General features: G+C 36.9%; 10 protein-coding genes. 7 read left to right on the top strand and 3 right to left on the bottom strand.

Annotation, left to right across the window (positions count from 1 at the left end):
* Positions 1 to 173: 173 nt before the first annotated feature.
* The 3 genes from mtnN to HMPREF0027_RS00810 form a co-directional block, all read right to left on the bottom strand.
* On the bottom strand, positions 174 to 872 hold the full coding sequence (gene mtnN / locus HMPREF0027_RS00820) for a 5'-methylthioadenosine/S-adenosylhomocysteine nucleosidase (RefSeq protein ID WP_005621281.1): 699 nt from the start codon (positions 870 to 872) through the stop codon (positions 174 to 176).
* Positions 872 to 1,579 (bottom strand): thiol:disulfide interchange protein DsbA/DsbL, encoded by a 708-nt coding sequence (locus HMPREF0027_RS00815; protein WP_005621279.1) that lies wholly within the window; start codon positions 1,577 to 1,579, stop codon positions 872 to 874. Before HMPREF0027_RS00815 ends, mtnN begins: the two co-directional genes overlap by 1 nt.
* A gap of 68 nt (positions 1,580 to 1,647) precedes the next feature.
* Entirely contained in the window at positions 1,648 to 1,869 is a 222-nt protein-coding gene (locus tag HMPREF0027_RS00810; protein ID WP_005621277.1) for a SlyX family protein, read from the bottom strand.
* 83 nt (positions 1,870 to 1,952) lie between these two features.
* Here HMPREF0027_RS00810 and fkpA point away from each other — a divergent pair, with 83 nt between their 5' ends.
* From fkpA to HMPREF0027_RS12875, 7 genes are all read left to right on the top strand, one after another.
* On the top strand, positions 1,953 to 2,681 hold the full coding sequence (gene fkpA, locus HMPREF0027_RS00805; protein WP_005621275.1) for an FKBP-type peptidyl-prolyl cis-trans isomerase: 729 nt from the start codon (positions 1,953 to 1,955) through the stop codon (positions 2,679 to 2,681).
* 112 nt (positions 2,682 to 2,793) lie between these two features.
* On the top strand, positions 2,794 to 3,453 hold the full coding sequence (locus HMPREF0027_RS00800) for a helix-turn-helix transcriptional regulator (protein WP_005621273.1): 660 nt from the start codon (positions 2,794 to 2,796) through the stop codon (positions 3,451 to 3,453).
* Positions 3,453 to 3,830 (top strand): sulfurtransferase complex subunit TusD, encoded by a 378-nt coding sequence (tusD, locus tag HMPREF0027_RS00795; protein ID WP_005621272.1) that lies wholly within the window; start codon positions 3,453 to 3,455, stop codon positions 3,828 to 3,830. Before HMPREF0027_RS00800 ends, tusD begins: the two co-directional genes overlap by 1 nt.
* Positions 3,830 to 4,204 carry a sulfurtransferase complex subunit TusC gene (tusC, locus tag HMPREF0027_RS00790; RefSeq protein ID WP_005621271.1) on the top strand — a complete coding sequence of 125 codons (375 nt, stop codon included), beginning with the start codon at positions 3,830 to 3,832 and terminating at the stop codon, positions 4,202 to 4,204. Before tusD ends, tusC begins: the two co-directional genes overlap by 1 nt.
* Positions 4,205 to 4,216: 12 nt before the next feature.
* Complete coding sequence (locus HMPREF0027_RS00785; RefSeq protein WP_005621270.1) at positions 4,217 to 4,483, top strand: DsrH/TusB family sulfur relay protein; 267 nt, start codon at positions 4,217 to 4,219, stop codon at positions 4,481 to 4,483.
* A 19-nt stretch (positions 4,484 to 4,502) separates the two neighbouring features.
* The gene (locus HMPREF0027_RS12880) at positions 4,503 to 4,922 is read left to right on the top strand and encodes a glycosyltransferase family 8 protein (RefSeq protein WP_005621269.1); all 420 of its coding nucleotides are present in this window, start codon (positions 4,503 to 4,505) and stop codon (positions 4,920 to 4,922) included.
* A complete protein-coding gene (locus HMPREF0027_RS12875; protein WP_309570102.1) occupies positions 4,867 to 5,295 on the top strand; it encodes a glycosyltransferase family 8 protein in 429 nt (142 codons plus the stop codon). The genes HMPREF0027_RS12880 and HMPREF0027_RS12875 overlap by 56 nt, the downstream gene beginning before the upstream one ends.
* Positions 5,296 to 5,361 lie beyond the last annotated feature (66 nt).

Below are 5,361 nucleotides of genomic sequence, written 5' to 3'. Positions count from 1 at the left end.
CCCCAAATATAATTAGGTAATTAATTCATTAAATAACAAAAGACCTACAAATTTACGTAGGTAAAAGGCTGAATATTGTACAAAACTTACAATAGAATAGCGATAACAAGCGGTCGAATTTTTGCGTTTTTTTGCAAAGTTTAGCCAAATTCCGACCGCTTATTTATTACTGATTAGGCAATGCTATTTAACATAGCAAGAACAATTTCCGATGATTTTTCTGCCGCCAGTGGTAAAAATTCATCAAAAGAAAGGTGAGATTCTTTATCTGCGACATCTGAAATCGCACGAACAATTACGAAAGGTACTTCAAACGCATGACAAACTTGTGCAATTGCCGCCGCTTCCATTTCTACTGCGGCAACACTTGGGAAATTTTCACGAATTTGCGCAATTTTTTCTTCGCCATTTACAAATAAGTCACCGCTACAAATTAAACCGGAAACCGCATTAAAACCGGCTTTTTCCGTTTCTTTTACCGCAACACTCATTAAATGCTCATTTGGAATAAATGCTGCCGGATTCGCCGGTAACTGTCCTTTTTCATAACCAAATGCCGTCACATCAACATCGTGGTGGCGCACTTCCGTAGAAATTACAATATCGCCCATATTTAATTTCGCATCTAAACCGCCTGCTGAGCCTGTATTAATAATCATATCCGGTTTCGCCAGCTCGAGTAATAAGGTTGTGCCGACTGCAGCCGCAACTTTACCGATACCTGATTGTAATAATGCTACTCGCGTATTATTAATTTTACCGTCATAAATGTTACAACCGGCAATTTCTGTTACTTTTGCCTCAACCATTAAATTACGTAAAATTTCAACTTCTTGCGCCATTGCGCCGATAATTCCGATTTTTAATTTCATTATTTTTTATCCTCTTTTTGTTCTTGTTGTAGTTTATCGATTAAGAAACTCAATACACCGTAAGTATAGTCGTCGTTATATAAAGTATTTTGTAACAAAATATATTTGCCGTTTAATACAGCAATCGGTACATACGGTGGATTATATAAGTTAAACAATGCCCTCTCTTGTTCCATTCGTTGTTTAACTTCTTCCGAATAAAACAATTTGTTAAATGCATTCGCATCTAAACCTTTTGAGGTGAGCCATTGCGTCACTGCCGCATCACTTTTAACTAAACTGACATGATCTTTGCGCCCTACACTATCAAATAAATACAGTTCGCTCAAATCCTCACGCCCGATTACCATAAAAGTCGCATGCATTTGACCAGTGAAAGAATCTCCTTTATCGTAAGCCGGCGAGCGTTGTAACACCACTTTATCTTTATGCTGTTCGGCGTATTGCTTCAAATAATCATTGGCATTTAAACACACAGCGCAGTCATATTTGAAAAAATATTGAATCAATATGCGCCCGTCTTTAGGTAATTCAGCTTTTATAGGTTTTTTATAAGAGTAGTAACCTTTGCCATCTTTAAAAAGCGGTTCGTTTTTTGCATTTTTTTGCGTTTTTTCAACCGCTTGCACAGAGGAGGCATAAACATTTAATGCTAATACTGAGACTGCTAAACCAACGCCCCACTTCACTAAATTCTTAAATAACATACTTAGTAAAATTACCTCAATATAAATTATGTGCGATTAGAATCCGAACTAATGAGTAAGTTCATAGCCTAATAATGCGGCGGGGGAGTCTCTTCCGCTAACGAGGCAACATTACTAGACTGAACGCCTTGCAGCTTTTCTGCAAAATGGCGAACTTGCGTTTGAAGCTTATCCAAAGCAAATTGATGATGAACCAACGCTTGATTTAGCTCTTCTATCGTGACTTCTTGGAAAGCAACTTTTGTTTCTAATTCGGCTATACGCTGTAAAAGATCGTGTTCTATCGTCATTTTTAATAAAAAAGGTTGTCTAATCAGGGAATACACTTTACCCTATCTATCTTTCTTTTAACAATTATTTATAAGGAAAATCTATGTTAAAAAGCAAACTTTCTGTACTTGCAGTCGCAATGAGCGTATTCGCAGCGTCACAAGCGACCTTTGCGGAACAAAAAGCAGATCAAAAATTTGTGGACGAATCTTCATACGCGGTCGGTGTATTAATGGGCAAAAACATTGAAGGCGTTGTTGAATCACAAAAAGAAATCTTCTCTTATAACCAAGACAAGATCTTAGCCGGCGTACAAGATACGATTAAAAAAACCGGTAAATTAACCAATGAAGATTTACAAAAACAATTAAAAGCACTTGATACTTATCTTGCAAGCCAAGAAAGCAAAATCGCGGCAGAAAAAAGTAAAGCAACTATCGAAGCCGGCAACAAGTTCCGTGCCGAATACGAGAAAAAAGCCGGCGTGAAGAAAACCGCTTCAGGCTTACTCTATAAAATTGAAAAAGCCGGTACAGGTGAATCACCAAAAGCGGAAGATACCGTAAAAGTACACTATAAAGGTACATTAACGGACGGTACGGTATTCGATAGCTCATATGATCGTGGCGAGCCGATTGAATTCCAATTAAATCAATTAATTCCAGGCTGGATTGAAGCAATTCCAATGCTGAAAAAAGGCGGCAAAATGGAAATCGTATTACCACCTCAATTAGGATACGGTGATCGTCAAGCAGGTAAAATTCCGGCAAGTTCAACCTTAAAATTTGAAATCGAATTATTAGATTTCAAAGCGGCTGAAGCGAAAAAATAGCCCTTGAATCTAAGCGGTCTAATTTGTAGAATTTTTTGCAAATTAGACCGCTTGCTTTTTAGGTCTCCTTAAAACGATTACATAACAAAAGTGACATAAGTCCCTCAATATTATGAAAAAATTCCAAACTTTTACCGAAGAAGATCACGCAATTTTAGCCTCTTATTTTCCGATTGTAGACGGTATTGCAGTCCTAATCGGCGAACATTGTGAGATCGTATTACACTCGTTAGAATTTCTTGAAAATTCCGCAATCTATATAGCAAACGGACACAATACCGATCGAAAAATCGGCTCGCCGCTCACCGATAAAGCGCTTAAATCGTTACACCAAATGAAAACGGATAGTGTGTCTAAACCTTATTTTACGCGTTCTAAAGGCGGCGTATTAATGAAGTCCGTCACGGTTGCGATCCGTAATAGTAAGCAACACGTTATCGGGTTTATCTGCATTAATATCAATTTAGATGTACCTGCATCACAATTTTTAAGCACCTTTATAGCGCCGTTACAAGATGACGAAGACACGGCGGTAAATTTTGCAAGTTCTGTAGAAGACTTAGTTGCTCAAACCATCGAACATACGATTGAAGAAACCATGGCAGACCGCAATGTTGCTAATAACAATAAAAACCGTTACATTGTCGTCTCATTATATGAGAAAGGCATTTTTGATATTAAAGACACCATCAACCAAGTGGCCGATCGATTAAATATTTCGCGTCATACCGTTTACCTCTATATCCGACAAATTAAACAGGATAACGAATAATGGATTACGTACTTGCAATAAAATCGCCTGTTTACGGTGCACAAGGCGCATATTTGGCTTATCAAGTTGCTGAAACGCTATTAGAAGCTAAGCATAATATTAAGCAAATCTTTTTCTTTCAAGACGGTACAACCAATGCCAATGTGCTAGTAAACCCTGCAAGTGATGAAATAAATCTATTAGAAAAATGGCAGAATCTTGCTCAATTACATGGTTTACCTTTGCTCCTCTGCATTTCTGCCGCTCAAAGGCGAGGAATTGTAGATCACCAGACCAGTAAAACCCAACAAACGAATCTTGCCAACGGTTTTATACTGGCAGGACTTGGCGAATTTAGCCAAGCGGTACTCAGAGCAGACAGACTATTAACCTTTTAATGATGAAAAAATATAAACTAGCCTTTCTTTTTACTCAGCCTCCTTTTGGAATAGCTACTAGCCGAGAAGGTCTCGATGCATTACTCGCAGCCAGTGCATTTTGTGCCGAGGATGAAATCGCTATCTGCTTTTTAAATGACGGTGTATTCAATTTATTAGCACAGCAACAACCGAATAGCATCTTACAGAAAGATCATATCTCAACCTTTAAATTAATTGAGCTGTATGATTTAACCGAATGTTTTATTTGTGAAGAATCTATCCGTCAAAGAGCGCTAAATAATGCCGAATGGATCTTAGCTGACCCACAAATTATTCCTCAAAACGAGCTATTTACTATTCTGGTCCAAGCCGAAAAGATACTGACTTTCTAATAAGGAATCCCTATGCTTTATACGCTTTCTAAAGCACAATATGACCTAAATGAATTAACTCCAATTTTAGCTCAAATCACAGAAAATGACGCTCTTGTGTTATGGCAAGACGGCGTCTTACTAGCGGTGAAATATCCACAACTTTTTACTAAAATTTCTCATTTATTTATCTTAACGAATGATATCGAAGCAAGAGGATTAAGCCCTCTCTTTAAGTCAATCACACTTACTGAATTCGTTAAAATTACCGAAACATTTTACCCACAGGTAGCCCTTTAAATGACCGCTACAATGCATATTGCTTTTGCTGCAGACCGTAATTACGCTCATCAAATCTATCTGTTTTTTTGATAAAGACATACATTTTTATCTGATCAATAAAGATTTTTCTGAACAATGGTTTCATGCGCTTAATCTAGATTTGAATAAGATAAATTGCCATATCACAGATATAAAAATTAAACAGACGAATTTTTCGCATTTAAAAACAACGCAGTATGTGTCTGAAGCGAGCTACTATCGCTGTTTAATTCCTCAACTTATTCCTCAAGATAAAGTGCTTTATCTAGATTGTGACATAATTGCAAATGGCTCACTGTTATCACTATATCAACAAGATCTTGATAATTATTTGGTTGCTGCATCACCGGATTTTCTAATTAATAGCGGGTTCTTCTACCATAGAACACTATTTCAATGCTGGCGTACTATTATTTAATAATAAAACATGGCGAGAAACCGTCGATATAGATCAGAGATTAGAAAATACCATTCAGCTTTACCAACAAAGTGGCTCAGATTTAGCTGATCAAGATATTTTAAATTTAGCGCTACAAAATAAATGCTTCCCACTCACTAAAAAATATAATTATCAATTTGGTGCAGGCTATTATTTAATTGAAAGTGATCGATTAGATATTTATGACGATATCATGAATATCGGTGATCAAGCACCGATACTTATTCATTATACAGGGCTTGCTAAACCTTGGACGCCGCTGTGCCAAAATAAACATCATGCGGAACAACAATACTGGAAAGCTTATCGCCTAACATGGTCAGAAATTATTGAGCGTTATATCAACAACTAATATTGATGTAGCTTATATAAGAAAACGGCTAGAAATTATTTCTAGCCGTTTTTTATTGGCATAGTA

It is taken from the genome of Actinobacillus ureae ATCC 25976 (assembly GCF_000188255.1).
In the GTDB taxonomy this organism is placed as follows: Bacteria; Pseudomonadota; Gammaproteobacteria; order Enterobacterales; family Pasteurellaceae; genus Actinobacillus; species Actinobacillus ureae.
The sequence above is the reverse complement of the archived record's forward strand: the minus strand, read 5'-3'. Positions and strand labels throughout refer to the sequence as shown.

Excerpts from the sequence above, each read along its gene's own strand:
- HMPREF0027_RS00810 (WP_005621277.1), bottom strand. The coding sequence starts at position 1,869 with ATGACGATAGAACACGATCTTTTACAGCGTATAGCCGAATTAGAAACA.
- mtnN (WP_005621281.1), bottom strand. The coding sequence starts at position 872 with ATGAAATTAAAAATCGGAATTATCGGCGCAATGGCGCAAGAAGTTGAA.
- HMPREF0027_RS00815 (WP_005621279.1), bottom strand. The coding sequence starts at position 1,579 with ATGTTATTTAAGAATTTAGTGAAGTGGGGCGTTGGTTTAGCAGTCTCA.
- fkpA (WP_005621275.1), top strand. The coding sequence starts at position 1,953 with ATGTTAAAAAGCAAACTTTCTGTACTTGCAGTCGCAATGAGCGTATTC.
- HMPREF0027_RS00800 (WP_005621273.1), top strand. The coding sequence starts at position 2,794 with ATGAAAAAATTCCAAACTTTTACCGAAGAAGATCACGCAATTTTAGCC.
- HMPREF0027_RS00785 (WP_005621270.1), top strand. The coding sequence starts at position 4,217 with ATGCTTTATACGCTTTCTAAAGCACAATATGACCTAAATGAATTAACT.
- tusC (WP_005621271.1), top strand. The coding sequence starts at position 3,830 with ATGATGAAAAAATATAAACTAGCCTTTCTTTTTACTCAGCCTCCTTTT.
- tusD (WP_005621272.1), top strand. The coding sequence starts at position 3,453 with ATGGATTACGTACTTGCAATAAAATCGCCTGTTTACGGTGCACAAGGC.